This is a genomic window from Paenibacillus sp. 01T422 (assembly GCF_056398785.1).
Window position 1 is genome coordinate 1 of the sequence record NZ_JBFTQB010001411.1, and the last position, 947, is coordinate 947.

At 45.1% G+C, this 947-nt stretch carries 1 protein-coding gene; it reads right to left on the minus strand.

Annotated elements, in window-relative coordinates; all coding sequences use genetic code 11:
* Window positions 1–440 precede the first annotated feature (440 nt).
* The coding region (locus tag AC1DUA_RS39155) for a TIGR03943 family putative permease subunit (RefSeq protein ID WP_477504808.1) at window positions 441–947 on the minus strand (507 nt) is incomplete at its 5' end.

A 947-nucleotide genomic window follows, 5' to 3' on the forward strand; every position in this document is an offset into this window, starting at 1 on the left:
AAATGATCTCACTTTTGCCGTTTCTAGCGATAAACATGTAAAAAGTACATGTTATTCATTGCCTTTTACCCGATATCCGCAGAAATCACCAATTTAGCTGCACTTTTTGCAGGAAATGAGTCCAAATCTATGACTTCCGCCAAATTAGCTGCACCTTTTGCAGGATTTGTATAGCGCCAGACATAAGTCGCCACTCCCCTATCACTCGCGGCACCTGCAACAACATCCCCCGCACCGCCTACCCAGCAGGGGGAACTACAGGCCGTTATTTTGCTGAAAATAGCCGTATCCGTCTTATTTGGGGAACTGTGGTCCGTTATTTCGTCGCTGTGGGCAGAAATTTGGGTGGTTGGGATGAGATAAGACCCTGTAGTTCCCCAACCACCTCGAAATTGCGATTATCGCTGAAATAAGGGAACAGAGTTCCCTTTAATCATCCGTCATTGAAGCTCCTTCAACGGTTCAAAGTTAGGATAAACATACGGGGAGCTCGGCGCGGTAATTTTATCAATTTGCGTAGCTTTGATGATGAAAATATCGTTGCCATTATAGCTGCCATTTTGCACAGTACCCGTGACCTTGACCCACATGTCCTTGGAGTAGGTAGCGGCAGTGGGGAAGTCAATCATAACGCCATAAGGAGTCGCATCCGCGGAACAACAGCTAACCGCAAATCGGCCGACGACAAATTGATTGCTAGCCATATTGTCTTCACGATAAACGAAGCCAGTGAGCTCAATTTTTTTGCCAATAAAATTATCTTTGAATAGGTCGATAGAGGAGAGGATTTCCATGTAAATCTCCGGTTTAACGACGATGGTGTCTTTTTTATAAAGGATCATGCCGATTTTGGAAAAGTCTTCGTCCCACTCATTATCAGCGTGAAATAATTTCTGTATGTCCGCATCCGTGTTCGCGGGAGCTGGCACTTCTGTTTTGGAAATGGA